Genomic DNA, 24,207 nt, shown 5'->3' with positions numbered 1-24,207 from the left:
CCCGGACGGGTGGTCTGAAAAGGTGCGTCTCCCTGCTCGCCCCTAGGTTCGAACCATGGGCCAGCAAGGGAGCCACAGGTGACCGACACCGACATACCGCCCACGGAGCCGGGCGCGGCGCTGCTGAGCATCGGGAGGTTCTTCCGGCCCGGCACGCCCTCCCCCGATCTGCACAGCGTCCGGCTGACGGGCGGGCGGGAGGCGGATGCCTTCTACCGCGACCGGTGGAGCCACGACAAGGTCGTGGATTCCACGCACGGGGTGAACTGCACGGGCTCGTGCCGCTGGAAGGTGTACGTCAAGGACGGGATCATCACCTGGGAGACCCAGCAGACGGACTATCCGTCGGTGGGTCCGGACCGCCCCGAGTACGAGCCGCGGGGCTGCCCACGGGGCGCCGCGTTCTCCTGGTACACGTATTCGCCGACGCGGGTGCGCCACCCGTATGTGCGCGGTGTCCTGCTGGAGATGTACCGGGAGGCGAAGCAGCGTCTGCCGGATCCGGTTCTGGCCTGGGCGGACGTCCAGCAGGACCCGGAGCGCCGCCGCCGCTACCAGCAGGCGCGGGGCAAGGGCGGCCTGGTGCGGGCGAGCTGGGACGAGGCGGTGGAGCTCGTCGCGGCCGCTCATGTGCACACGATCAAGACGTACGGCCCCGACCGGATCGCGGGTTTCTCGCCGATTCCGGCGATGTCGATGGTGTCGCACGCAGCGGGTGCGCGCTTCCACTCGCTGATCGGCGCGCCGATGCTGTCGTTCTACGACTGGTACGCGGACCTTCCCGTGGCCTCTCCGCAGGTCTTCGGCGACCAGACGGACGTGCCGGAGTCGGGTGACTGGTGGGACGCCGCGTATCTGATGATGTGGGGCTCCAATGTCCCGGTGACCCGGACGCCGGACGCGCACTGGATGGCGGAGGCGCGCTACCGGGGTCAGAAGGTCGTGGTGGTCGCGCCGGACTACGCGGACAACGCGAAGTTCGCCGACGAGTGGCTGCATCCGCATCCGGGGACGGACGGGGCGCTGGCGCTCGCGATGGGGCATGTGATCCTCAAGGAGTTCTTCGTCGACCGTGAGACGCCGTTCTTCGCGGACTACGTGCGCAGGTTCACCGACCTGCCGTTCCTGGTGACGCTGACGGAGCGGGACGGGGCGCATGTGCCGGCGAAGTTCCTGCGGGCCGCGGATGTGGGCCAGGGGGACGAGGGGGCGGAGTGGAAGACGGTCGTACTCGACGCGGTGTCCGGGCGGGCGGTCGTTCCGAACGGTTCGCTGGGGTTCCGCTGGACCGAGTCCGGCCGGGGCAGGTGGAACCTCGAACTCGGTGGGATCGAGCCGCAGTTGAGCCTGTACGGCAGTCAGGTCGCGGTGCCGGTGGAGGTGCTGCTGCCGCGCTTCGACACGGAGGGCGGCACACACGGGCAGGGCCGTGGGGAGGTGCTGCGCCGGTCGGTTCCGGCGACGCGGCTGGGCGGGGCGAACGGCCCGCTCGTGACCACGGTGTTCGACCTGCTGCTCGCCCAGTACGGTGTCTGGCGGCATGGGCTCCCCGGCAGCTGGCCGGCCTCCTACGACGACGCGGCCGCCCCCGCCACCCCCGCCTGGCAGGAGGCCCACACCTCCGTCCCGGCGGCCGCCTGTGTGAAGATCGCCCGCGAGTTCGCGCGGACCGCCGAGCGGTCCAAGGGCCGCTGCATGATCCTCATGGGCGCGGGCACCAACCACTGGTTCCACTCCGAGACGATCTACCGCGCTTTTCTCGCACTGCTCCAGCTGACCGGCTGCCAGGGCCGCAACGGCGGCGGCTGGGCGCACTACGTGGGGCAGGAGAAGTGCCGTCCGGTGACCGGCTGGGCGACGCTGGCGGCCGCCTCGGACTGGTCGCGCCCGCCGCGGCAGATGATCGGCACCGGGTACTGGTTCCTCAACGCCGACCAGTGGCGCTACGACCGGTTCGGTGCCGATGTGCTCGCCTCGCCGCTGGGCGAGGGCAGGTTCGCGGGCATGACGGGCGCCGACTGCCTGGCGCTGTCGGCGCGTTCGGGGTGGATGCCGTCGTATCCGACCTTCGACCGCAACCCGCTGGAGCTGGGCGAGGTGTTCGGCGACGCGGTGGCGAAGGCGGTGGCCGAACTGCGGGCGGGAACACTGAAGTTCGCCTGCGAGGACCCGGACGCACCGGAGAATTGGCCGCGTGTGCTGACGCTGTGGCGGGCCAATCTGCTCGGCTCGTCGGCGAAGGGCGCCGAGTACTTCACCCGGCACCTGCTGGGCACCCACTCGTCGCTGCGGGCCGAGGAGGCACCCGAGGAGGTACGGCCCCGGGACGTGAAGTGGCATCAGGAGGCACCGGAGGGCAAGCTCGATCTGCTGCTGTCCCTGGACTTCCGGCAGACGTCCTCCACCCTCTTGTCGGACGTGGTGCTGCCCGCCGCGACCTGGTACGAGAAGCACGACCTGTCCAGCACGGACATGCACCCCTATGTGCACTCCTTCACCCCGGCCGTGGATCCGCCGTGGCAGGCGCGGACCGACTTCGAGGCGTTCAAGGCGCTGGCCGAGCGGCTGAGCGAGCTGGCCGTGGACCATCTGGGCGTGCGCAAGGACCTGGTCGCCAGTCCCCTCCAGCACGACACCCCGGGCGAGACGGCGCAGCCGGGCGGGGTCGTCCTGGACTGGAAGCGCGGTCAGTGCGATCCGGTGCCCGGCAGGACCCTGCCGAACCTGACGGTCGTGGAACGCGACTACACGGCGATCGGTGCGAAGTTCGCGGCGCTCGGCCCGCTGGCGGAGGAGCTGGGACTGCCCGCCAAGGGCATCGTCCTGCGGCCCGACGAGGAGGTCGACCGGCTGCGGGAGCTGAACGGGACGGTGCGCGCCGGCCCGGCCGAGGGGCGTCCGGCGCTGGACACGGCGGTGAAGGCCGCGAACACGGTCCTCGCGCTGTCCGGGACGACCAACGGCCGGCTCGCCACGCAGGGCTTTCACACCCTGCAGGCACGCACCGGCCAGGAGATGGCGCATCTGGCCGCCGAGCACGAGGGCAAGCGGGTCACCTACGCGGACACGCAGGCGGCGCCGGTGCCGGTGATCACGTCACCGGAGTGGTCGGGCAGCGAGTCCGGCGGGCGCCGGTACACGGCCTTCACGCTGAACACCGAGCACCTCAAACCGTGGCACACGCTCACCGGGCGCCAGCACTTCTTCCTCGACCACGACTGGATGCACGAGCTGGGTGAGGCGCTGCCGGTCTACCGGCCACCGCTGGACATGAACAAGCTGTTCGGCGAGCCGCACCTCGGCCCGGACGGGCAGCGGGAGGTGACGGTCCGCTACCTCACGCCGCACAACAAGTGGTCCATCCACTCCGAGTACCAGGACAACCTGTTCATGCTGGCCCTCTCCCGCGGCGGGCAGAACATCTGGATGTCCCCGGTGGACGCCGACGCGATCGGGGTGAAGGACAACGACTGGATCGAGGCGGTCAACCGCAACGGTGTGGTCGTCGCCCGCGCGGTCGTCTCGCACCGGATGCCGGCCGGCACCGTCTACATGCACCACGCGCAGGAGCGCACGGTGAACGTTCCGAAGGCGGAGACCACCGGCATGCGCGGCGGCATCCACAACTCGCTCACCCGTCTGATCCTCAAGCCCTCCCATCTGATCGGCGGCTACGCCCAGTTGTCCTGGGCGTTCAACTACCTGGGCCCGACGGGCAACCAGCGCGACGAGGTGACGGTGGTCCGCCGCCGCAGCCAGGAGGTCGAGTACTGATGCGTCCCATGGCCCAGATCGCGATGGTCATGAACCTCGACAAGTGCATCGGCTGCCACACCTGTTCGGTCACCTGCAAGCAGGCGTGGACCAACCGGCGCGGCATGGAGTACGTCTGGTTCAACAATGTCGAGACCCGGCCGGGGCAGGGCTATCCGCGCCGCTACGAGGACCAGGAGAAGTGGAAGGGCGGCTGGGAACTGAACCGCCGTGGCGCGCTGAAGCTCCGCGCGGGCGGCCGGCTGCACAAGCTCGCGGGGATCTTCTCCAACCCGAGACTCCCGGAGATCAAGGACTACTACGAGCCCTGGACGTACGACTACAAGAACCTCACCGACGCCCCGCTCGGCGACGACTTCCCGGTCGCGCGTCCGCTGTCGCAGCTCGACGGGAAACCGATGAAGATCGAGTGGTCGTCGAACTGGGACGACAACCTCGCCGGGGCTCCCGCCCACGGCGACCTCGACCCGATGGTGGAGCGCACGCGCCGGCAGGCCTCGGACAAGGTGCGGTTCGCCTACGAGCAGACGTTCATGTTCTATCTGCCGCGCATCTGCGAGCACTGCCTGAACCCCTCGTGCGTGGCCTCCTGTCCGTCGGGCGCGATGTACAAGCGCGAGGAGGACGGCATCGTCCTGGTCGACCAGGACCAGTGCCGGGGCTGGCGGATGTGCGTGACCGGATGCCCGTACAAGAAGGTCTACTTCAACCACGCCACCGGCAAGGCCGAGAAGTGCACCCTGTGCTATCCGCGCCTGGAGGCGGGCCTGCCCACGGTGTGCTCGGAGACCTGCGTCGGCCGCCTGCGCTATCTCGGCGTGCTCCTGTACGACGCCGACAAGGTGACCGCGGCCGCCTCGGTGCGCGACGAGAAGGCGCTGTACGAGGCCCAGTTGGGGATCTTCCTCGACCCGGAGGACCGCGGGGTGCAGCGGGCCTGCGAGGAGGCGGGAATCCCGTACGACTGGCGGGAGGCGGCGCGCCGATCCCCCGTGTACGACCTGATCGGCAGGTACCGGGTGGCGCTGCCGCTGCATCCGGAGTACCGGACGCTGCCGATGGTCTGGTACATCCCGCCGCTGTCGCCGGTGGTGGACGCACTCACCGAGACGGGGCACGACGGCGAGAGCGCACAGAACCTGTTCGGCGCGATCGACACCCTGCGCATCCCGCTGGAGTACCTGGCGGAGCTGTTCACGGCGGGCGACACCGGGCCGGTGCGCGCCACGCTGGAGCGGCTCGCCGCGATGCGCTCCCACATGCGGGCGATCAACCTGGGCGAGGAGCCGGACCCGCGCGACGCCTCGGCCGTCGGCATGGATCCGGGCGAGATCGAGAAGATGTACCGGCTGCTGGCGATCGCCAAGTACGAGGACCGGTATGTGATTCCGACCGCGGCCGTCGGGGACGCGCGGCGGCTGGAGGAGTCGGCGCTGTCCGAGGGGTGCAGCCTCGACTACGACGGCGGGCCGGGGATGGGCGGCGACGGTCCGTTCGGCGGGGACTCGGGGCGCAAGATGCTGCCGCTGGTGTCGGTGGAGAACTTCCACGCGCTGCGCAGGCGGCAGACGACCGATGACGCCAAGGAGGCGTGATGCCCTCGGATGCAGTGCTGTACCAGGCGTCGGCGCTCTGTCTGACGTATCCCGACGAGGACCTGGTCGAGAGGCTGCCGCTGGTGCGCGAAGCCGCCCCGCAGCTGCGGGAGTTCGTGGACCACGCGGCCGTGACCCCGCTGCCCGACCTGGCGGCGCACTATGTGCAGGTCTTCGACTTCAAGAACCGGCACAGCCTCTATCTGAGCTGGTGGCGCGACGGCGACACCAGGCGGCGCGGCATGTCGCTCGTGCGGTTCAAGGACCTGTACCGCGCCCACGGCCTGGAGTTCACCGGCGAGGAGCTGCCCGACTTCCTGCCGGCGGTACTGGAGTTCGCGGCCCGTACCGGCAACACCGATCCGCTGACGGACCACCACGACGGCCTGGAACAGCTGCGGTCCCGGCTGACCGATGCCGGGACACCGTATGCGTCCGTCCTGGACGCGGTGTGCGCCACCTTGCCGGCCGTCCGGACCGGGGTGCGCTCATGACCACACTGCTGTGGGGCGCCCTGCCCTACATCGCCTTCGTCAGCCTCGCCGCCGGACTGGTCTGGCGCTATCGCTACGACCAGTTCGGCTGGACCACGCGCTCCTCGCAGGTGTACGAGTCGAGGCTGCTGAACATCGCCTCCCCGGTGTTCCACTACGGCATCCTGTTCGTGCTCGTCGGCCATCTGATCGGGCTGTTCGTGCCGACGTCCTGGACCGCGTCCCTGGGCATCGGCGAGCACACGTACCACCTGTTCTCGCTGTACGGCGGCACGGCGGCCGGACTGCTCACCGCCGCCGGGATCCTGCTGCTCGTCTACCGCCGCCGCACCCGGGCCCCCGTCTTCAGGGCGACGACGGCCAACGACAAGACCATGTACGTCTTCCTCCTCGCCGCGATCATCATGGGCATGGTCGCCAAGCTGAGCCACGCCTCCGGCGACGGCTACGACTACCGGCGGACCATCGCCCCCTGGGCCCGCAGCCTGTTCACCCTCCGGCCCAGGACGGAACTGATGGCGGACGTGCCCGTGCTGTTCCAGATCCACGCGGTGATCGGCATGGTGCTGATCGCGATGGTCCCCTACACGCGCCTGGTCCACATGTTCAGCGCGCCCGTGCCGTACCTGTTCCGTCCCTACATCGTCTACCGCAGGCGTGACCCCGGTCAGCTGGGGCCGCGGCCGGAGCGGCGGGGCTGGGAGCGGATCGGCGGCTAGGCCGCGCCGCCCCTCTGCTCCCGCTCGTCGTCCACGATCTCGGCGTCCACCACGCCTTCCTCGTCCTGCGGTGCCGCCTGCTCCCGGGGGATGTCGTCGGATGACTGCTGCTGCGTCTGGGCGTACATGGCCTGGCCCATCTTCTGGCTGACGGAGGCCAGTTTGTCGACGCCGGTGCGCAGGGCGCCGGTGTCGGCGTTCTGCTCCAGCAGGCCCTTGAGTTCGCCGGCCGCGGCCTGCACCTCGGACCTGGTGTCGGCCGGGATCCGGTCCTCGTTGTCGCGGATGAACTTCTCGGTCTGGTAGACGAGCTGCTCGGCCTGGTTGCGGGTCTCGGCGGCCTCGCGACGCCTGCGGTCCTCCTCGGCGTACTGCTCCGCGTCCCGCATCATGCGGTCGATGTCCTCCTTGGGGAGGGCGGAGCCGCCGGTGACGGTCATCTTCTGCTCGCGGCCGGTCCCGAGGTCCTTCGCGGAGACGTGCATGATTCCGTTGGCGTCGATGTCGAAGGCGACCTCGATCTGCGGGACTCCGCGCGGGGCGGGCGGCAGGCCGGTCAGGTCGAAGACGCCGAGCTTCTTGTTGTAGGCGGCGATCTCGCGTTCGCCCTGGTAGACCTGGATGCCGACCGAGGGCTGGTTGTCGGTGGCGGTGGTGAAGATCTCCGAACGGCGGGTCGGGATGGTCGTGTTGCGTTCGATCAGCCGGGTCATGATGCCGCCCTTGGTCTCGATCCCCAGGGACAGCGGGGTGACGTCGAGCAGCAGGACGTCCTTGACGTCGCCGCGGATGACGCCCGCCTGGAGGGCGGCGCCGACCGCGACCACCTCGTCCGGGTTGACGCCCTTGTGCGGGTCCTTGCCGGTGAGTTCCTTGACCAGCTCGGTGACGGCGGGCATCCGGGTCGAGCCGCCGACCAGGATGACGTGGTCGACCGCGGACAGCTCGATCCCGGCGTCCCGGACCGCCTGGTGGAAGGGCGTCGTGCAGCGGTCCAGCAGGTCGGCCGTCAGTTCCTGGAACTGAGCGCGGGTCAGCTTCTCCTCCAGGTGGAGCGGGCCGTCGGCGGAGGCGGTGATGTAGGGCAGGTTGATCGTGGTCTCCGAGGACGAGGACAGCTCGATCTTGGCCTTCTCGCCGGCCTCGCGCAGCCGCTGCACGGCCATCTTGTCGGCGCCGAGGTCGATGCCGTACTGCCCCTTGAACCGCTTGACCAGGTACTCGACGATCCGCTGGTCCCAGTCGTCGCCGCCGAGGTGGGTGTCGCCGTTGGTGGCCTTCACCTCGATGACACCGTCGCCGATCTCCAGCAGGGACACGTCGAAGGTGCCGCCGCCCAGGTCGAAGACGAGGACCGTCTGCTCCTCGCCGCGGTCCAGGCCGTAGGCCAGGGCGGCGGCGGTCGGCTCGTTGATGATCCTCAGCACCTTCAGGCCGGCGATCTCCCCGGCCTCCTTGGTGGCCTGCCGCTGGGAGTCGTCGAAGTACGCCGGTACGGTGATCACCGCGTCCGTGACGTCCTCGCCGAGGTAGGCCTCCGCGTCCCGCTTCAGCTTCTGCAGCACCCGCGCCGACAGCTCCTGCGCGCGCAGCCGGGTGCCGTCGACCGTGCCCTGTTCGGGGAAGCGCCAGGCCGGGTCGCCCATGTGCCGTTTCACCGAGCGAGCGGTGCGCTCCACGTTCGTGACGGCCTGCCGCTTGGCGACCTCGCCGACCAGCACCTCGCCGTTCTTCGCGAACGCCACCACGGAGGGGGTGGTCCGCGCGCCCTCCGCGTTGGCGACGACGGTTGGTTCGCCGCCCTCCAGGACGGCCACCACCGAGTTCGTCGTCCCGAGATCGATCCCGACCGCACGTGCCATGGTTCGTCCCCTTCCACCAGGACGGATCCGCCAGAGTGCCTGCCGCTCTCCCAGCACAGATCGTGGGTGCGCCCTTGTCAATGGACGGGTACCCGGAAACGGTGGTGCCGCGCCCCCGGGCGGGAGCGCGGCACCGGGGACGGCGGGTGTCAGGCCAGCTCGGCCGTCAGGGTGATGGTCGTACCGGTCAGGGCCTGGCTGACCGGGCAGTTCTTCTTGGCGTCCTCGGCCGCGGACCGGAAGCCGTCCTCGTCCAGGCCGGGCACCACGCCACGGACGGTGAGGTGGATGCCGGTGATGCCCTCGCCGGGCTGGAAGGTGACGTCGGCCTTGGTCTCCAGGCGGGTGGGCGGAGTGCCGGCGCCCGCCAGGGCGTGCGAGAGCGCCATGGAGAAGCAGCTGGAGTGGGCGCCTGCGATCAGCTCCTCGGGGCTGGTCTTGCCGTTCGCCTCCTGGGCGCGCGAGGCCCACGTGACCGGCTGCCGGTCGATGCCGGAGGAGTCGAAGCTGACGACGCCGTTGCCCTCGAGCAGGTTGCCTTCCCAGACGGTGTGTGCGGTGCGCGTGGTTGCCACGGCTCTTCCTTTCACGGGGGGGGTCCGAGATTCAGGGTTCCGGGTCCATCCGATCACATCCGGGCTCACCGCACCGTGAAGACCGGGCACCGGATTCAGGCGGCGCGCTCCTCCTCGTCCGCCACCGTGGTGAGCGGCACCTGCGGCCCGTTCGCCTCGCGCAGCCAGCGGCGCAGGACGCGGTGCACCTGCTCGGCGCCGGTCAGCCGCTCCCCCTCGGCCAGCGGCTCGGACAGGGTGAGCGGAGAGAGCAGGAAGGGACGGGACTGGGCGCCGCCGAGGCCGCCGTGGGAGCCGATCTGCTCCTCGAAGGCGAGGACTTCGCCGTCGGCCGGGTCGTGGAAGGAGTTGACCATGATGTCGGCGGTGTGCGGGAAGGAGTGCGTGCGGCGGACGGCATCCGCGGCGCCGGGGCCGAAGGCGGCCAGCGGGCCGGGTTCCCCGTCCAGCTCCGACAGCGGGATCTCGGTGCCGTACGGGCCGAGCAGCACGCCGTCGTGTTCTTCGCTGCGCACCAGCAGGAAGCCGATGCCGGGATGGTTGGCGAGGGTGGTGAGCAGGGCCGGGTGACGGCTTTCGATCTCCTCCTTGGTCATGCGGTGCGGCACGTCCGGGAAGGAGACCAGGCCGAGGTTGCCGGAGGCGAGCACGATCGGTTCCGAGCCGGGAGCCAAGCGAGATGCGGGTCCCCCCGCCCGGCGGGTGGAGGACGGACGGTGCCCTTCGCCCTTCTCCTCCACGGGCCGGTGCAGCGCCGCGCGGACGGCGGCGCGGGCCTCGGCGCCGCTGCGGGTGCTCCCCCAGTTCTGGACGTCCGGGGGGACCCCCCTGGCCCTGCGGGGGACGGGCAGTCCGCAGCCGGCCCGGACGAGGTCGGCGAGGGTGAGGCCGTAGCGGGCGCGGAAGGTCTCGCCGGGGCTCTGGCCGTGGTCGGACAGGACGACGATCCGGTAGGGGCGCGGGGCGTGTTCGGCGGCCTTCTCGACGAGGGCGAGGGACCGGTCCAGGCGCTGCAGGACCTTCTCGGCGTCCCGGCTGTGCGGTCCGGAGTGATGGGCGACCTCGTCGTAGGCGACGAGGTCGGCGTAGACGGCGGTGCGGCCTGCGAGCAGGTCGCCCATCACGGCGGCGACCACGACGTCCCGCTCGACGACGGTGGCGAAGGCACGCACGAACGGATAGAGGCCGCCGCGGCTCACGCGGGGCCGCTGTCCCCGGAACCGGGCGCGGGTGGCCTGGCCGGTCTCGCGGACGACCTCGGCGACGAAGGACAGTGCGGTGCGGACCGCGCTGGCAGGGTCGGAGAAGTACGCGAAGTAGCCGGCGCGGGAACGGTTCTCCCGGCCGCGACGGCGGGTGGCGATGGACAGGACGAGGGCCTGCTCGCCCGCGCCGCCGCTGAACAGGTTGCCCCGGCTCGCGCCGTCGACGGTGAGCAGCCCGCCGTCGCCCGTCCGCCCGATGGCGCGGCGCTGCAGCTCGGCGGCGCTCGTCGGGCGATTGCACACCATCACCTCGCCGCGGTCCTTCTCGTACCAGCGGAAGGCCGGCACGTCGAAGGTGCTGCCGTGCAGGATGCCGAGCTGGCTGGCGCCGGTCTGGCTGGACCAGTCGGTGTGCCAGGGGGTGAGCCGGTGGGTCGGCCGCACCCCGTCGCCCGTCGACAGCCAGCGGGCGACCGTCGGCATCAGCCCCTTGCGGACCGCGTCGGTGAGGACGTCGTGGCCGACGCCGTCCAGCTGGACACAGACCAGGCCGGGCGTGGCCGCGCACGGCGGCCTGGCTCTGCGGCGGCGGTCGGCCAGCCGCAGCAGGCGGCGGCGGTAGGCGTCGTCGTCGCGCACGGCGAGGGCGGCGCCGGTGGCCGAGGCGACGGCGGACATCACGGCCGCCACGATGACGGCGGTCTCCGGGGCGGCCTCACTCTGCCCGGAGGGGTTGATGCGCAGGGCGAGCAGCAGCAGGGAGCCGTTGAGGAAGAAGACCAGCAGGCCGAGGACGAGGGCGGGCACGAGCAGCAGCAGCCGTACCAGGAGCGGCCACACCACGGCCGAGAGCACACCGAAGGCGCCGGCGCCGCATGCGGCGGTGACGGCTATCTGCGTGGCGCTGTCGCCGTCGGCGGACTGGAGCCGGAAGTCGGGCAGGAGACCGGCGAGGACGAGCATGGTGACCGTGGAGACCGCCCACACCGTGACGCTCCGTCCGACCTGACTGGCGACCCGTCGCCACCGCACGCCCCGCACGCCCCGCACACCTCACGTCCCGGCCCGCCCGATCACCGGGCCTGGTTCCACCTTGTCACACGGGGCGACGCCGCGCCGGGCCGGTCGCCGGGCCGTCAGCGCCCGTCGTACCCGGCCGTCGGCATCGAAAGACGCCGGTGCACCCGTGCCTTCATCTGCGCGTCGTAGCACGGCTCGGCCCGCCCCACCGTCTCCACGCGCACGCCGCGCCGGGCGCATTCGGCGGTGAACTCCTCCACCGAGGACAGGGCGCGCTCCAGCACGCGCCTGCTGGGCGCGACGAACACGTCCACACCGGGCCGGACCCCGTCCCACAGGGCGCAATGGTCGAAACGCAGTCCGCCGACCAGAAGTTCCCGCGCGACCACGTAGCCGTGGTCCGCCGCCCACCGGGCACACATGGCGTGCTGGCTCCGTGAGTCGACCAGGAAGGGGTCGGCCTCCAGCTCCTCCAGAGGCGTCAGGCTGGCGATGGCGGTGACCCGCACCGGCGCGAGCCCGCCGCAGGCACCCCGCAGCTGTCCCATGGCGTCCCCCCTCACCTCCGGGTTTCGTCGCAGACCCTACTCCTGCCCGTAGGCTTCGGGGAGTCGCGCGAAGGAGGCGAAGAAGGTGCCGGTGGAGATCACCTGGTGGGGTCACGCCACCTGCACACTCGAAGACTCGAACATACGCGTGCTCACCGATCCGTTGTTCGCAAGCCGGCTCGCGCACCTGCGCCGCCGCCGGGGCGCGGTGCCCCCTTCCGAGGCCCGTCGCGCGGACCTTGCGCTCGTCTCCCATCTGCACGCCGACCACCTGCATCTGCCCTCGCTGGCAGCGCTCGCCCCGGGCACGCGCCTGCTCGTGCCCCGGGGCGCACCACGGTCGGTGCCCGGTCTGCGCCGTCTGCGGCACCTGCGGATCACCGAGATGGCCCCGGGCGAGGAGGTCCGGGTCGGTGATCTGCTGGTGCGGGCCGTGCCCGCACGGCACGACGGGCGGCGGCTGCCCGTCGGCCCCCACCGCTCCCCCGCGCTCGGGTACGTCGTCCGGGGCGAGGCGCGGACCTACTTCGCCGGGGACACGGGCCTGTTCGACGCCATGGCGGAGCAGGTCGGGCCGGTGGACGTGGCACTTCTTCCGGTGGGCGGCTGGGGGCCGTACCTGGGTGAGGGACATCTGGACGCGGGACGGGCGGCACAGGCGCTGGCCCGGCTGGCACCGCGCCTCGCGGTGCCGGTGCACTACGGGACGTACTGGCCGATCGGCATGGACGCCGTGCGCCCGCACGAATTCCACGCACCGGGCTACGAGTTCGTGCGCCTGGCGGCCGCGGCCGCGCCCCGGGTGGCGGTGCACCGACTGGGGCACGGGGAGAGTGTGCGCCTGGAGGTCGCGCGGTGAGATGGCCGGCCGCCGCGGTGACTCTTGCCGCTGCTTCGACGTCCACGGCACCGCCGGAATCCACGCAGCAGGCGCTCGGGTATCCGTCCCTCTTCCTGCTGGTGCTCGTCGGGGCGCTCGTGCCGGTGGTGCCGACCGGGGCGCTGGTGAGTTCGGCCGCGGTGGTGGCGTTCCATCAGACGGCGCCGTTCTCACTGGCGCTGGTGTTCGTGACGGCGTCGCTGGCGGCCTTCGTCGGGGACGCGACGCTGTACTGGCTGGGGCGGCGCGGGATGCGGTCGCGAGGCGGCTCGCGCTGGCTGGAGGCGATCCGCTCGCGGGCGCCGGAGGAGCGGTTGGCCCAGTCCCGGGAGAAGTTGGCCGAGCACGGGGTTGCCGTGCTGGTGCTGTCGCGGCTGGTGCCTGCCGGCCGGCTGCCGGTGATGCTGGCCTGTCTGCTGGCGGAGTGGCCCCTGCGGCGGTTCAGCCGGGGGAACCTGCCGGCATGTCTGGCGTGGGCGCTGACGTATCAGGTGATCGGGATTCTCGGGGGTTCGCTGTTCGAGGAGCCGTGGGAGGGCGTGGTCGCCGCGGTGGCGCTGACGCTGGTGATCAGTGCGGTCCCGAGCCTGGTGCGACGCGCCTCGCGGTAGCGCCGTCGGCGGTCCGGCCGCCCTCGGGGAGCGGGTTCTGGGCGGCCGGTCGCGCCCGCGGGGCGGAGCCGCATGCCGACCGCGGCGGCGCCGCATGCCTACGCAGCCCCGCGCCCCTAGGAGGTGCGCTCCAGTGCCTTCGAGCCCCCGACCGGTAGATCCCACAGGTCCTGCCGGTCCAGCCCGGCCTTCTCCCAGGCCGCCCGCACCCGCGTGAGCGGTTCCATCACCGGCTCCGCGGAGAGGATGAACGTGCCCCAGTGCATGGGGGCCATCCTGCGCGCGCCGGCATCCACCGTCGCCCGGACCGCCTCCTCCGGGTCGCAGTGGACGTCGCGGAGCCACCAGCGCGGGTCGTAGGCGCCGATGGGCATGAGGGCGAGGTCGATGCCGGGGTAGCGGCGGCCGATGCGGGAGAACCAGTGGCCGTACCCGGTGTCGCCGGCGAAGTAGAGGCGCTGTCCGTCGGATGCGGTCAGGACCCACCCGCCCCACAGGCTGTGGCAGGTGTCTCTGAGGGTGCGCTTGGACCAGTGATGGGCGGGCACGAAGTCGAAACGGACTCCGGACAGTTCGGCGCCCTCCCACCAGTCCAGCTCGGTGACGCAGGTGAACCGGCGCCTGCGGAACCAGGCGGCGAGCCCGGCGGGCGCGAACACGGGGGTCGCGCGCGGGAGCCGGCGCAGGGTCGGGGCGTCCAGGTGGTCGTAGTGGTTGTGGCTGATGACGACCGCGTCGACGCGCGGCAGGGTTTCCCAGGCCACGCCGACGGGGGTGACGCGGGCCGGGGTGCCCAGGATGCGCCGGGACCAGACAGGGTCGGTGAGCACAGTCAGTCCGCCGATCCTAACGATCCAACTGGCGTGTCCCGCCCAGGAGACGGCGAGTGTGCGAGTGTCCGCACGCGGCAGGGGGCCGGGCTCGTGGGGCAGCCGGGGGATGTCGGCGAGGCCCTCGGGGCCGGGCCGTACGGAGCCTTCGCGGGCGAAGCGGGCGAGGGCCTTCAGGCCCGGCAGCGGGGCGGTGAGCCGGTCGTGGAAGGTCCGCGGCCACACGCGGTGTTCGCCGAGCGGACGGGGTTCGGCCAGCGGCGGGGAGGGAGGCGTGAGGGGGGACGGTGCCATGGGAACGCGGGCCGCACCGCTCGTCGTGGTCGCGGTCGTGGTGGTCGTGGCGGTCGTCGTGGTCGTGACGGTCGTAGCGGCCGCCGTTGTCGCAGTGGGCACTGTGGCCGCGGGAGTCGTGGTGGTCTTCGTGGCGGCGGATCCGGGCTCATGTGCCTGCTGCGTCATCGAAGGTGCTCCCATCGCTGAGCGTCGTCGCCGAGGTCGCCGAGGGCCGACCTCAAAGAGGTCAACGCGCGTTGCACGTGTGGCAGTTCCAACGGCGAGGGTGACCTGAGGCATTCCATGCGTTCGTCGTCCGTGCCGCCCAGCAGGGGCCCCGTGGCGAGCCGCACGCGCAGCGCCCCGAGATCGTCGCCGAAGCGGTGGCCGCCCGGCGCCGGCATGCCGAGCCGTGCGGTGAGGAGGTCCTCCAGTTCCTGTGCGTCGCCGACGCCCTGGTCCGCGAACGCCTCGCGCAGCGGGCCGAGGTCGGCGTAGATATGACGGCCGGCCTGCGGCGGCCGGGCGAGCGCGCCGCCCGCGACGACCGCGGCATGCACGGCGGCGGCCACGCGCGCGTGCAGCCGCACGGAGGCCTCGCGGCGCTCGGTGACGGGCTCGGGTTCGTCCAGGGCGTACCCGGCGGCGGCTGCGACCGGCTGGGCGACCCGGGCTCCGAGCGCGGTGAGGATGTCGAGCACACGCCCGTGGAACCGCTGCCCCTCCTGCCCGGCGGGGAAGCGGGCGACGGCGGCGGGCCAGCCGGGCGGCAGCAGGGCGCCCGCCAGGTCGGTGACGACGGTGACCCGGTCGGGCAGCATCTCGGCGGGGCTGAGCAGAACGGTGTCGTGCGGGGCGTGCAGGGTGTCGCGCCAGGTCTCGTCGCTGACCAGGTGCAGGCCCTCGGCCGCCGCGGCCTCGATCGTCTCGTGCAGCAGTTCGGGCGGGGCGACGGTGGCGGTGGGGTCGTCGGCGACGGACAGCACCAGCAGCCGGGGCCGACCGCCCTCGGCACGGACCCGGCGGACCGTCTCCAGCAGGGCGTACGGATCCGGGACGCCGCCGCTCTCGGCCGGGGTCGGCACATGGAAGACGGGTCTGCCCAGCAGACGGGCGTAGGGCGCCCACCAGGCGGCGCAGGGGCGGGGCACCAGCACGTCGCCGTCGTCACCGGCGACCGTGGCGGTCAGGGCGAGCAGCAGGGCGGGGGCGCCGGGGCCGGCGGCCACCCGGTCGGGTACGCAGGGCAGTCCGCGCCGGGTCCAGTAGCCGCAGGCCGCCTCCAGCAGGGCGGGGGCGCCGCCGACGGGCTGGGCCCCGGCGCGGCCCGCGGCGGCGGCGAGCACGGCGGCCAGCTCCGGGAGGACGGGCAGGCCGTCGCCGGGCAGGGGCGGCCCGTAACGGACGGGGCCGTGGCCCTCCGGGTCCGTCCGCCGCATGTCCGCCTCCGCGCAGTCCGTGGTGCCGTGTGCTCTTCCCGTCCGGGCCGTGCTCCCTCGTCGGCCAGTGCTGTGGCCTCTCCTGCGGCCGGCTGCGTGACGGGTGGGTTCGGTGCCCGCTGGTGGTGCCCTCGGGATGGTGTGTACCCGTCCGGAGGCCTTCCAAGGCCCGTGGCCCGACCCGCCCCGGTCACCGCCCGTCCGGCGCCGTGCGTCAGCCGTCCGCGGGCCGCCTGCGGCCGAGCAGCCGGTACAGGGCGCCCCCGCAGGCCGCGGCGATCAGCATCCCGCCGGCGACCAGGGCCGGGACCGAGTCGTTGAAGGTGCCTCCCTGCCCGGCATCGGCACCGTGCTCCACGGTCGCCGGGGCACAGCCGGCGTCCTTGCCGGGCTCGCCGCAGGTGTGTCCGCCCGGGCAGGGCGCACCGCCGGAATCGCCGCACTCCGGGTCGCCACCGGTGCAGGCATCGCCCTCACGGCACTGTGCGGTCCCGTCGTGCGGGGCGGTCCCGTCGTGGGACGCAGTCCCGTCGTGGGACGCAGTCCCGTCGTGCGGGGCGGTCCCGTCGTGGGACGCAGTCCCGTCGTGGGACGCAGTCCCGTCGTGAGGTGCGGTCTCGTCGTGCGGGGCCGTCGCACCGTGGGACGCAGTCCCGTCGTGGGGCGCTGTCGGACCGTGGGACGCGGTCCCCTCGTGGGGCGCCGTCGCATCGTGCGACGCGGTCCCCTCGTGCGGCACGGCCTCGTCGCCCTGACCGGCCTCCTCGTGCGGCACGGCCTCGTCGCCCTGACCGGCCTCGTCGCCCTGACCGGGTTCCTCGTGTGGTGCGGTCCCCTCATGACACGTCTGGCCCGCCCGGCACTGCGCCGCCCCGCCGCCCGCACAGGTCTCGCCCTCCCGGCACTGCCTGCCGTCATCGCCGTTCCCGCCCCCGTCCTTGCACGGTGTGCCGCCTTCGTCGAAGCCCCCGGAGGCGGGGTCGAAGGTGTCGAGGACCGGCCCGCCGGTGGTGTCGCAGGGCGCGGAGGGTGCGGCAGCGGCGCCGGGCGGGCCGGTGCCGGGGCCGGCCGCGGCCATGGGGGCGGCCAGGACGGCGGGCCCGGCTATGAAGAGCCCGGCACCGGCCAGGACGGCGACGGACAGGTCACGGGCGGTGCGGCGCATGGGGCGGGCTCCTCGGCACGGCGGCGGACGCCGGGCGGGCGGCCACCGGGACGGCGGTAGGACGGCGGGACACGGCTGTCGTGCCCTCCGTGCCATCACAGCCCGCCGACCGCCGCACCGCGCGCGGCCGGACCCCATTCGCGGGACGCGAACGGCCCAACGGGTGATCCGGGAGCCGGCCACCGGCCGCTCGTCGCCCGCCGGCCCGGAGCGGTTCCGGGCAGGTTTTCCGTCTCGCGTGCAGGTGACTCGGCAGGTGCCGGCCGGACCGTCCACCGGGTACGTGCAGCAGCTGTGAAGGGCCCCGGGGACGGCGTCGGCGGCCTGCTCGGGCGGGCAGCCGGCCGTACGGCGCGGATCCCGTGTCGGCCGCCCGCAGCCGGGTACGCGGTGCGGACCCTCTCCGCTCTGGAGGAAGACATGCAGCGAGGCAGCGACCGGTTGAGCGTCCATCGGGACGACGAGATGAAGCACGAGTTGAGGGACCTGCTCCGGTCCGGGCACCCGACGCGCGTGGAGGAATGGCACGATCCGGAGCCGGCCGCCGACGACGACCCGGAGGTCTGGAGCGGGCCGGTGGGCGGTCTCGGATCCCCCGCGTCACTGGACCGGGTGCGGCTGGACCTGGCCCGGCGACTGAGCCGGCACGCGTTCCCCGCGACCGCGGGCGAGCTGACCCGGACCCTGCGCCGGAGCAATGCACCGGGCACGCTGGTCGACGCGGTGGCCAGGCTTCCGCGGTCGGCACGGTACGCCCATGTGCAGCAGCTGGCCGAGGAGCTGGTGGGCGGCCGATGAGTGAGGGCGTCGGTGGGCCCACGCCGGTGGGCCCAGACGCCGATCGGCGGCCCATGAATCAGGACGCCGGTGAACCGAGAGGCGGTGAACCGAGACGCCGGTGGGTGGCGGATGAGCCGAGACGCCGGTGGGTGGCGGATGAGCCGAGACGCCGGTGGGTGGCGGATGAGCCGGGACGCCGCCGAACGGCCGACGAGCCGGGACGCCGCTGAGCGGCGGATGATCGGTGGCCCGGCCCTGGATCCTGGAGGCGTGCGCCGGTGAGGCGGGCCGGTTCCGCCCGCGTGGGGCCGCCTCAGGTGCCGGACGCGCCCGGAGCCGCCGCCTCGCTGCAGCCGCGCCCGCGGGCGCCCTCACGGGTGCGGCCCGCGCTGACCAGGCGGCGCGGGTTGCGCCGCAAGTACTCGCCTTCGAGCTGCGCCATGCGCTCGTTGTGGGCCCGCAGCGCGTCGTTCGAGCCGTACAGGAGGGTGTCGTGGCGCGTGCGGTGGATCGTCTCCAGCTCTTTCATGAGCTGCTGGTCGTCCAGTCGGCTGGGGTCGACTCCGGTCATGGTGGTGCCCCGCTCGTCGTGTTCGTTCATCCGGTTCGGCCGCCCGCCCGGAATGCACTTCCCCCGAGCGTTTCCGGGAGGGAGCCGTGAAGCTCGCGTTCCTGAGACCACTGTACGAACATCACGGCCCCCGGGCCTCCGCATCCGCGGAACGGGCTACCGGGCCCGCTCCACCCGGCGTTCGTCCCAGACCGGCTCCGGGGTCTCGCGGACGCGGCCGTCACTGCCGAAGACCAGGAAGCGGTCGAAGGAGCGGGCGAACCAGCGGTCGTGGGTGACCGCCAGGACCGTGCCGTCGAAGGCCTCCAGTCCCTCCTGGAGGGCCTCTGCGGACTCCAGGTCGAGGTTGTCGGTGGGCTCGTCCAGCAGCAGGGCGGTAACGCCCTGCAGTTCCAGCAGGAGGATCTGGAAGCGGGCCTGCTGGCCGCCGGAGAGGCGGTCGAAGGACTGTTCGGCTTGGCCCGTCAGTTCGTAGCGGCGCAGCCGGGACATGGCCGCGCCCCGGTCCTGGGAGTGTTCCTTCCACAGGATGTCGAGGAGGGTGCGGCCCTGCAGCTCGGGGTGGGCGTGGGTCTGCGCGAAGTGACCGGGGACGACGCGCGCACCGAGCTTCCACTCTCCCGTGTGGGCCACGTCCTCCCCGGCGAGCAGCCTGAGGAAGTGCGACTTGCCCGAGCCGTTGGAGCCGAGCACGGCGACCCGTTCGCCGTAGAAGACCTCCAGGTCGAAGGGGTTCATCAGGCTGGTGAGTTCGAGGCGCTTGCAGGTGACGGCGCGTACACCGGTGCGGCCGCCCTTCAGGCGCATGGTGATGTCCTGCTCGCGGGGCGGCTCGGGCGGCGGACCCGCCTCCTCGAACTTGCGCAGGCGGGTCTGCGCGGCCTGGTAGCGGGAGGCCAACTCGTGGCTGATGGACGCCGCCTGACGGAGATTCAGCACCAGCTTCTTCAGCTGGGCGTGCTTCTCGTCCCAGCGGCGGCGCAGCTCCTCGAAGCGGGCGAAGCGTTCGCGGCGGGCCTCGTGGTAGGTGGCGAAGCCGCCGCCGTGCACCCAGGCGTCGGCGCCGGCCGGGCCGGGCTCCACCGAGACGATCTTCTCGGCCGCACGGGCGAGGAGTTCACGGTCGTGGGAGACGAACAGGACCGTCTTGCGGGTCTCCTTGAGCTGCTGTTCCAGCCACCGTTTGCCGGGCACGTCGAGGTAGTTGTCCGGCTCGTCGAGCAGCAGCACCTCGTCGGTGCCGCGCAGCAGCGCCTCCAGGACGAGGCGCTTCTGCTCGCCGCCGGAGAGGGTGCGCACCTGGCGCCACTGGGCCCGCTCGTAGGGCATGCCGAGGGCGGCGGTGGTGCACATGTCCCACAGGGTCTCGGACTCGTAGCCGCGCGCCTCCGCCCAGTCGGCGAGGGCCTGGGCGTACTCCAGCTGGGCGGCCTCGTCGTCGACGGTCATGATGGCGTGCTCGGCCGCGTCGACCGCCTTCGCCGCCTCGCGGATGCGGGGCGGGGCGACGGAGACCAGCAGGTCGCGCACGGTCGTCTCGTCGCGCACGGAGCCCACGAACTGGCGCATCACGCCGAGGCCGCCACTGATGGTGACCGTGCCGCCGTGCGGTTTCAGCTCGCCGGAGATCAGCCGGAGCAGGGTCGTCTTGCCGGCGCCGTTCGGGCCGACCAGGGCGACGGCGGCGCCTTCGCCGACCCGGAAGGAGACGTCGCCGAGCAGCGCCCTCCCGTCGGGGAGGTGGTACTCGAGGTGCGCGGCTTCCAGATGTCCCATGAGGAGGCATTCTGTGGGGCGCCACCGACCTGGGGCAAACGCTTATGGTCGTACGACGGGCGCATTTCGGCCGTACGGCGAACACCGGCCGGTGGTGCGGAAAGGGCTGGTCGGCCACGGGACGGAGCTTGATCGTCCCGGGGTGCGCGGTGATCGTACGCGGTGCGGTGACCGTCTCAGCCCGCCGCGTCCACGGGCTCCCCGGCCGGTCCTCCCCCGCCCGTCGGCACGACCGTGGCGCCGGCCCAGGACAGCGCCTTGAAGCCGTCGGACGGGGAGCCCTCCAGGATCACCACGCCGGTGTTCTCCAGTGGGCGGGCGGCGGCGAAGGCGACGTCGACGTTGTCGGCGCGGGCGGCGGCCCACATCCGGATGGCGGCACCGTGGCCGACCATGGCGACGGTGCCGGCGCCGCTCGCCGCGGCCTCGGCGATCACGGCGTCGAGCCGGGCGAGGGCCTCCTCGCCGCTCTCCCCGCCGGGGATCCTGAGCGCCGTGTCCCCGGCCGCCCAGGCGAACACCGTGCGCAGGTACTGCTCGCCCTCCGGAGAGTCGCCGGGCCGCATCTCCAGATCGCCGGCGGACACCTCGCGCAGACCGCCGCGGATGATCACGTCGAGGCTGCGGGCGGCGGCCAGCGGGGCGGCCGTGAGCCGGGTGCGGGTCAGCGGGGAGGCGTAGAGGGCCTCGATGTCCTCGTCCGCGAGCGCCTCGGGCAGGGCGGCGGCCTGCCGCTCGCCGAGCAAGGTCAGTCCGGGGCCGGGTACGGCGGTGTCCAGCAGGTGGCCGACGTTGGAGGGGGTCTGGCCGTGACGTACGAGGAGCAGGCGCATCCGGGGGATCCTCTCGCCTCGGGTCAGGCCGTCGGGTGTACGCGGACACAGGAAACGGCCGCTTCAGGGTAACCGGACTCCCATGAGCCCAGACCTCGACCTGACCGCCGCCCCGACGACCGGCCGCCACGCCCTGCGCGACCGGCTGCTCGCCCTGGACGACCGCCTCTTCGAGGCGGCTGCCTCCTGGCACTGGCCCGGCGCCGAGCAGGTGCTGCCGAGGCTGAGCCGGAGCGCGAACCACGGGGTGCTGTGGTGCGCGGCCGCCGCCGCGATCGCGGCGAGCCGCACGCCGCGGGCCCGGCGGGCCGCCGTCCGCGGGATCGCCTCGCTGAGCCTGGCCTCCCTGACCATCAACACCCTCGGCAAGCGGTCGGTGCGCCGCCCGCGGCCGGTGCTGGACCCGGTGCCGCTGGTGCGGCGGCTGAAGCGGCAGCCGGTCACCACCTCGTTCCCGTCGGGGCACGCGGCGTCGGCGGCGGCCTTCGCCACCGGTGTGGCCCTGGAGTCGCCGGCCTGGGGGGCGGTGGTGGCGCCGGTGGCGTTCTCCGTGGCCGCGTCCCGCGTCTACACGGGTGTGCACTTCCCGAGCGATGTGCTCGCGGGGGCGGCGCTGGGCGCGGGCGCCGCGTTCGCCGTGCGCGCGCTGGTACCGACCAGGGCGCAGGGCACGCCACCGGCGCGGCCGAGGGCAAAGGCCCCGTCCCTGGCCGGGGGCGCGGGACTCGTGGTCGTCGCCAACCGGGCCTCGGGCACCTCCGAGCGGGTCCGCGCGCTGCAGGATGCGCTGCCCGGGGCGGAGATCCTGGAGTGCGAACCCGAGGACGTGGCGGCCGAGTTGGAGAAGGCGGCCGCGCGAGCGCGGGCGCTCGGGGTGTGCGGGGGCGACGGGACGGTGAACGCGGCGGCCGCGGTCGCGCTGCGGCACGGCCTGCCCCTCGCGGTACTGCCGGGCGGCACGCTCAACCACTTCGCCTACGACCTCGGGGTGGAGGACGAGCGCGGCACGGCCGGTGCGGTGTGCCGGGGCGAGGCGGTCCGGGTGGACGTCGGCCGGTTCGCCGCCGGTGACCGCGAGGGCGTCTTCCTCAACACGCTGAGTCTGGGCGTCTATCCGGAACTGGTGCGCGAGCGCGAGCGCTGGTCGTCCCGGATCGGCGGCTGGCCCGCCGGGATGCTCGGGGCGTTGCAGGTGCTGCGCGCGGGCCGGCATCCGCTCGAGGCCGAACTCGGCGGCAGGCGGCGCCCGTTGTGGCTGCTGTTCGTGGGCAGCGGCGTCTACCGCCGGACGGGGCTGGCGCCCGGCCGCCGTACCGACCTGGCGGACGGACTGCTGGACGTACGGGTGGTGCACGGCAGCCGCCTGCCTGCGCTGCGGCTGCTCGCGGCCGCCGCGGCGGGTCCGCTCACCCGCTCCCCGGCCCACGCGGCGGTGCAGGTGAAGCGGTTGCGGCTGACCGGTCTCGCGCCCGGGACACCCCTGGCGTACGACGGGGAGGTCACCGAGGTGGGCGGTGACGTGGTGGTGGAGAAGCTGCCCGAGGCGCTGACGGTCTACCGGCCCCTGCCGTGAGCCATCCCCCGTCTTGCCCACATGTCTTGTCCACATCATGAAACACGAGTCTCATCATTCGGCATGCGCGCGTACCTTGGAGGATGCCGCAGGACGGGGTCGCCGACCCCGGAACGGGTACGACGAGGAGGGGTACAGCCATGCCGCAGGCCCAGGAGACCGCCGTCTACACGCACGGGCACCACGAGTCGGTGCTCCGCTCGCACACCTGGCGGACCGCCGCCAACTCCGCGGCCTATCTGCTCGGTGCGCTCAAGCCCCACATGAAGATCCTGGACATCGGCTGCGGACCGGGGACGATCACCGCCGACCTGGCGGAGCTGGTCCCGGAGGGGCACGTCACCGGAGTCGACCGGGCACCGGGGATCCTGACGCAGGCCCGCGAGACGGCCGCCGGGCGCGGACTGGCCAACGTGGACTTCGCGGTCGCCGACGTGCACGCCCTGGACTACCCCGACGACAGCTTCTGCGTGGTCCACGCCCACCAGGTGCTCCAGCACGTGGGCGACCCGGTGCAGGCGCTGCGCGAGATGCACCGCGTGACGAGGCCGGGCGGCTTCATCGCCGTGCGCGACGCGGACTACGCGGCGATGACCTGGTATCCGGCGGTGCCGGGCCTGCAGGACTGGCTGGACCTGTACGAGCGGGTCGCCCGGGCCAACGGCGGCGAGCCCGACGCCGGGCGCCGGCTGAAGGCCTGGGCGCTGGCGGCGGGCCTGCGGGAGATCACGGCCACCTCCGGCACCTGGACCTACGCCACGCCCGAGGAGCGAGCCTGGTGGAGCGGGCTGTGGGCGGACCGCACCCTCGCCTCGGCCTACGCCGATCGGGCCACGCAGGGGGGTCACGCGACGGCGGAGCAGCTGCGGGAGGTGTCCGAGGCCTGGCGGGAGTGGGGCCGGCAGGAGGACGGCTGGTTCGCGGTCCTGCACGGTGAGATCCTGTGCCGCAAGGGGGCCCGAACCTCCGGACCGGCGGCGGTCAGCGTTCCTCGCGGGTGAACTCCCCGGTGAACGAATAGGCGGCCCAGGGTCCGGTGAGCTCCACCCGGATCCCGGGCGACTCGTCCTTCGTGCGGTCCACCAGTTCCACGAACTCCTCGGACTCCGCCCGAGACACCAGATAGGCCGCGTCGAGCACGTTGCGGCCCGGTGCGGCGGCCTGCGCGGATGTCTGCGGCGCATGCAGCCGGACGTCCTCGGCGTGCCGGGCGAGCCGCTCGTGCAGGGTCCGGGCGGATTCCTCGCCGCCCGGACCGGCCTCGGTGTACGCCTTGACGCCCCACTCCACCCGGCCCTCGAGCCGGTCGAGGGTGTGCCGGAAGTCGTCCTCGCGGGCCTCGATCATCGTCCGGACCCCGCTGTCGTCCGGGAACACGGTGGCGGGCCGCAGGGGCAGCGGGGTGGTGACGGTGGTGAGCGCGTCGATCACGCCCTCGTGGGCCCGGGCGGTGGCCACGACCCAGTCGCGGTCCGCGAGACGGGCCCGCAGGGCCTCCTCGCAGAAGTCGTCCTCCGGGACCGTACTGACGACCGCGACCAGCCCGTGGTGGTGCAGCAGCGCCGGCGGTGCGCCCCCGACGCCCGTCAGCTGGGCCTGCAGGGGCGCTCCGAGGGGCCGGCAGACGGCATAGACGTAGCGCAGTCCGGTCATGGGGCCTCCTTCGGCACACGGCCGGCTT

20 protein-coding genes are annotated in these 24,207 nt (G+C 72.9%); 9 read left to right on the top strand and 11 right to left on the bottom strand.

Annotated features, from left to right (window positions below):
• The first annotated feature begins 78 nt into the window (after window positions 1-78).
• From AB0H32_RS21445 to narI, 4 genes are read left to right on the top strand one after another with little or no spacing between them, the layout of a single operon-like run.
• A complete protein-coding gene (locus AB0H32_RS21445; RefSeq protein ID WP_361122810.1) occupies window positions 79-3,774 on the top strand; it encodes a nitrate reductase subunit alpha in 3,696 nt (1,231 codons plus the stop codon).
• The gene (narH, locus tag AB0H32_RS21440; RefSeq protein WP_361122807.1) at window positions 3,774-5,369 is read left to right on the top strand and encodes a nitrate reductase subunit beta; all 1,596 of its coding nucleotides are present in this window, start codon (window positions 3,774-3,776) and stop codon (window positions 5,367-5,369) included. Before AB0H32_RS21445 ends, narH begins: the two co-directional genes overlap by 1 nt.
• A complete protein-coding gene (gene narJ, locus AB0H32_RS21435; protein ID WP_361122804.1) occupies window positions 5,369-5,863 on the top strand; it encodes a nitrate reductase molybdenum cofactor assembly chaperone in 495 nt (164 codons plus the stop codon). Before narH ends, narJ begins: the two co-directional genes overlap by 1 nt.
• The gene (gene narI, locus AB0H32_RS21430) at window positions 5,860-6,582 is read left to right on the top strand and encodes a respiratory nitrate reductase subunit gamma (RefSeq protein ID WP_361122801.1); all 723 of its coding nucleotides are present in this window, start codon (window positions 5,860-5,862) and stop codon (window positions 6,580-6,582) included. Before narJ ends, narI begins: the two co-directional genes overlap by 4 nt.
• Here narI and dnaK read toward each other — a convergent pair.
• From dnaK to AB0H32_RS21410, 4 genes are all read right to left on the bottom strand, one after another.
• A complete protein-coding gene (dnaK, locus tag AB0H32_RS21425) occupies window positions 6,579-8,444 on the bottom strand; it encodes a molecular chaperone DnaK (RefSeq protein ID WP_361122798.1) in 1,866 nt (621 codons plus the stop codon). The genes narI and dnaK overlap by 4 nt on opposite strands.
• Window positions 8,445-8,593: 149 nt before the next feature.
• The gene (locus AB0H32_RS21420; RefSeq protein WP_361122795.1) at window positions 8,594-9,019 is read right to left on the bottom strand and encodes an OsmC family protein; all 426 of its coding nucleotides are present in this window, start codon (window positions 9,017-9,019) and stop codon (window positions 8,594-8,596) included.
• A gap of 95 nt (window positions 9,020-9,114) precedes the next feature.
• Window positions 9,115-11,265: a phage holin family protein gene (locus tag AB0H32_RS21415; RefSeq protein WP_361122792.1), complete on the bottom strand. Its 2,151-nt coding sequence runs from the start codon at window positions 11,263-11,265 to the stop codon at window positions 9,115-9,117.
• A gap of 95 nt (window positions 11,266-11,360) precedes the next feature.
• Window positions 11,361-11,792 (bottom strand): hypothetical protein, encoded by a 432-nt coding sequence (locus AB0H32_RS21410; RefSeq protein ID WP_361122790.1) that lies wholly within the window; start codon window positions 11,790-11,792, stop codon window positions 11,361-11,363.
• A gap of 85 nt (window positions 11,793-11,877) precedes the next feature.
• Here AB0H32_RS21410 and AB0H32_RS21405 point away from each other — a divergent pair, with 85 nt between their 5' ends.
• Window positions 11,878-12,651 carry an MBL fold metallo-hydrolase gene (locus AB0H32_RS21405; RefSeq protein WP_361122787.1) on the top strand — a complete coding sequence of 258 codons (774 nt, stop codon included), beginning with the start codon at window positions 11,878-11,880 and terminating at the stop codon, window positions 12,649-12,651.
• Entirely contained in the window at window positions 12,648-13,283 is a 636-nt protein-coding gene (locus tag AB0H32_RS21400; RefSeq protein ID WP_361122784.1) for a VTT domain-containing protein, read from the top strand. Before AB0H32_RS21405 ends, AB0H32_RS21400 begins: the two co-directional genes overlap by 4 nt.
• A 116-nt stretch (window positions 13,284-13,399) precedes the next feature.
• Here AB0H32_RS21400 and AB0H32_RS21395 read toward each other — a convergent pair whose 3' ends face one another.
• The 3 genes from AB0H32_RS21395 to AB0H32_RS21385 all read right to left on the bottom strand — a co-directional run bounded on the left by AB0H32_RS21395 (window position 13,400) and on the right by AB0H32_RS21385 (window position 16,993).
• Window positions 13,400-14,575 (bottom strand): MBL fold metallo-hydrolase, encoded by a 1,176-nt coding sequence (locus AB0H32_RS21395; RefSeq protein ID WP_361122782.1) that lies wholly within the window; start codon window positions 14,573-14,575, stop codon window positions 13,400-13,402.
• Window positions 14,572-15,828, bottom strand: coding sequence for an aminotransferase class I/II-fold pyridoxal phosphate-dependent enzyme (locus tag AB0H32_RS21390; protein ID WP_361122779.1), 1,257 nt, complete (start codon window positions 15,826-15,828; stop codon window positions 14,572-14,574). Before AB0H32_RS21390 ends, AB0H32_RS21395 begins: the two co-directional genes overlap by 4 nt.
• A gap of 214 nt (window positions 15,829-16,042) precedes the next feature.
• Window positions 16,043-16,993: a hypothetical protein gene (locus AB0H32_RS21385; protein ID WP_361122776.1), complete on the bottom strand. Its 951-nt coding sequence runs from the start codon at window positions 16,991-16,993 to the stop codon at window positions 16,043-16,045.
• A 420-nt stretch (window positions 16,994-17,413) separates the two neighbouring features.
• Between AB0H32_RS21385 and AB0H32_RS21380 the strand changes: the two genes are divergently transcribed.
• Window positions 17,414-17,791, top strand: a complete 378-nt coding sequence (locus AB0H32_RS21380; RefSeq protein ID WP_361122773.1) for a DUF2795 domain-containing protein — start codon at window positions 17,414-17,416, stop codon at window positions 17,789-17,791.
• A gap of 295 nt (window positions 17,792-18,086) precedes the next feature.
• Here the strand turns inward: AB0H32_RS21380 and AB0H32_RS21375 are convergent, their stop codons facing one another.
• From AB0H32_RS21375 to AB0H32_RS21365, 3 genes are all read right to left on the bottom strand, one after another.
• A complete protein-coding gene (locus AB0H32_RS21375; protein WP_361122770.1) occupies window positions 18,087-18,374 on the bottom strand; it encodes a DUF6158 family protein in 288 nt (95 codons plus the stop codon).
• 126 nt (window positions 18,375-18,500) lie between these two features.
• On the bottom strand, window positions 18,501-20,120 hold the full coding sequence (locus AB0H32_RS21370; RefSeq protein ID WP_361122767.1) for an ATP-binding cassette domain-containing protein: 1,620 nt from the start codon (window positions 20,118-20,120) through the stop codon (window positions 18,501-18,503).
• 176 nt (window positions 20,121-20,296) lie between these two features.
• Window positions 20,297-20,953, bottom strand: a complete 657-nt coding sequence (locus AB0H32_RS21365) for a histidine phosphatase family protein (RefSeq protein ID WP_361122765.1) — start codon at window positions 20,951-20,953, stop codon at window positions 20,297-20,299.
• A gap of 82 nt (window positions 20,954-21,035) precedes the next feature.
• On the opposite strand from AB0H32_RS21365, the gene AB0H32_RS21360 reads away from it, so the two are divergent.
• Both AB0H32_RS21360 and AB0H32_RS21355 read left to right on the top strand, forming a co-directional pair.
• The gene (locus AB0H32_RS21360; protein ID WP_361122763.1) at window positions 21,036-22,526 is read left to right on the top strand and encodes a phosphatase PAP2 family protein; all 1,491 of its coding nucleotides are present in this window, start codon (window positions 21,036-21,038) and stop codon (window positions 22,524-22,526) included.
• Between the two features lie 140 nt (window positions 22,527-22,666).
• Window positions 22,667-23,527: a class I SAM-dependent methyltransferase gene (locus tag AB0H32_RS21355; protein WP_361122760.1), complete on the top strand. Its 861-nt coding sequence runs from the start codon at window positions 22,667-22,669 to the stop codon at window positions 23,525-23,527.
• Here AB0H32_RS21355 and AB0H32_RS21350 read toward each other — a convergent pair.
• Window positions 23,508-24,179 carry a GvpL/GvpF family gas vesicle protein gene (locus tag AB0H32_RS21350; RefSeq protein WP_361122758.1) on the bottom strand — a complete coding sequence of 224 codons (672 nt, stop codon included), beginning with the start codon at window positions 24,177-24,179 and terminating at the stop codon, window positions 23,508-23,510. The genes AB0H32_RS21355 and AB0H32_RS21350 overlap by 20 nt on opposite strands.
• Between the last annotated feature and the right edge of the window lie 28 nt (window positions 24,180-24,207).

It is taken from the genome of Streptomyces sp. NPDC020362, from assembly GCF_040642095.1.
Classification (GTDB): Bacteria; Actinomycetota; Actinomycetes; order Streptomycetales; family Streptomycetaceae; genus Streptomyces.
Note: the sequence above shows the minus strand (reverse complement) of the source record. Positions and strands in the feature narration are given on the sequence as shown.

Coding starts and splice junctions, on each gene's coding strand:
- AB0H32_RS21385 (WP_361122776.1), bottom strand. CDS start 16,993: ATGCGCCGCACCGCCCGTGACCTGTCCGTCGCCGTCCTGGCCGGTGCC.
- AB0H32_RS21355 (WP_361122760.1), top strand. CDS start 22,667: ATGCCGCAGGCCCAGGAGACCGCCGTCTACACGCACGGGCACCACGAG.
- AB0H32_RS21360 (WP_361122763.1), top strand. CDS start 21,036: ATGAGCCCAGACCTCGACCTGACCGCCGCCCCGACGACCGGCCGCCAC.
- AB0H32_RS21370 (WP_361122767.1), bottom strand. CDS start 20,120: ATGGGACATCTGGAAGCCGCGCACCTCGAGTACCACCTCCCCGACGGG.
- AB0H32_RS21395 (WP_361122782.1), bottom strand. CDS start 14,575: ATGACGCAGCAGGCACATGAGCCCGGATCCGCCGCCACGAAGACCACC.
- AB0H32_RS21375 (WP_361122770.1), bottom strand. CDS start 18,374: ATGAACGAACACGACGAGCGGGGCACCACCATGACCGGAGTCGACCCC.
- AB0H32_RS21365 (WP_361122765.1), bottom strand. CDS start 20,953: ATGCGCCTGCTCCTCGTACGTCACGGCCAGACCCCCTCCAACGTCGGC.
- narH (WP_361122807.1), top strand. CDS start 3,774: ATGCGTCCCATGGCCCAGATCGCGATGGTCATGAACCTCGACAAGTGC.
- AB0H32_RS21350 (WP_361122758.1), bottom strand. CDS start 24,179: ATGACCGGACTGCGCTACGTCTATGCCGTCTGCCGGCCCCTCGGAGCG.
- narI (WP_361122801.1), top strand. CDS start 5,860: ATGACCACACTGCTGTGGGGCGCCCTGCCCTACATCGCCTTCGTCAGC.
- AB0H32_RS21390 (WP_361122779.1), bottom strand. CDS start 15,828: ATGCGGCGGACGGACCCGGAGGGCCACGGCCCCGTCCGTTACGGGCCG.
- narJ (WP_361122804.1), top strand. CDS start 5,369: ATGCCCTCGGATGCAGTGCTGTACCAGGCGTCGGCGCTCTGTCTGACG.
- AB0H32_RS21380 (WP_361122773.1), top strand. CDS start 17,414: ATGCAGCGAGGCAGCGACCGGTTGAGCGTCCATCGGGACGACGAGATG.
- AB0H32_RS21410 (WP_361122790.1), bottom strand. CDS start 11,792: ATGGGACAGCTGCGGGGTGCCTGCGGCGGGCTCGCGCCGGTGCGGGTC.
- dnaK (WP_361122798.1), bottom strand. CDS start 8,444: ATGGCACGTGCGGTCGGGATCGATCTCGGGACGACGAACTCGGTGGTG.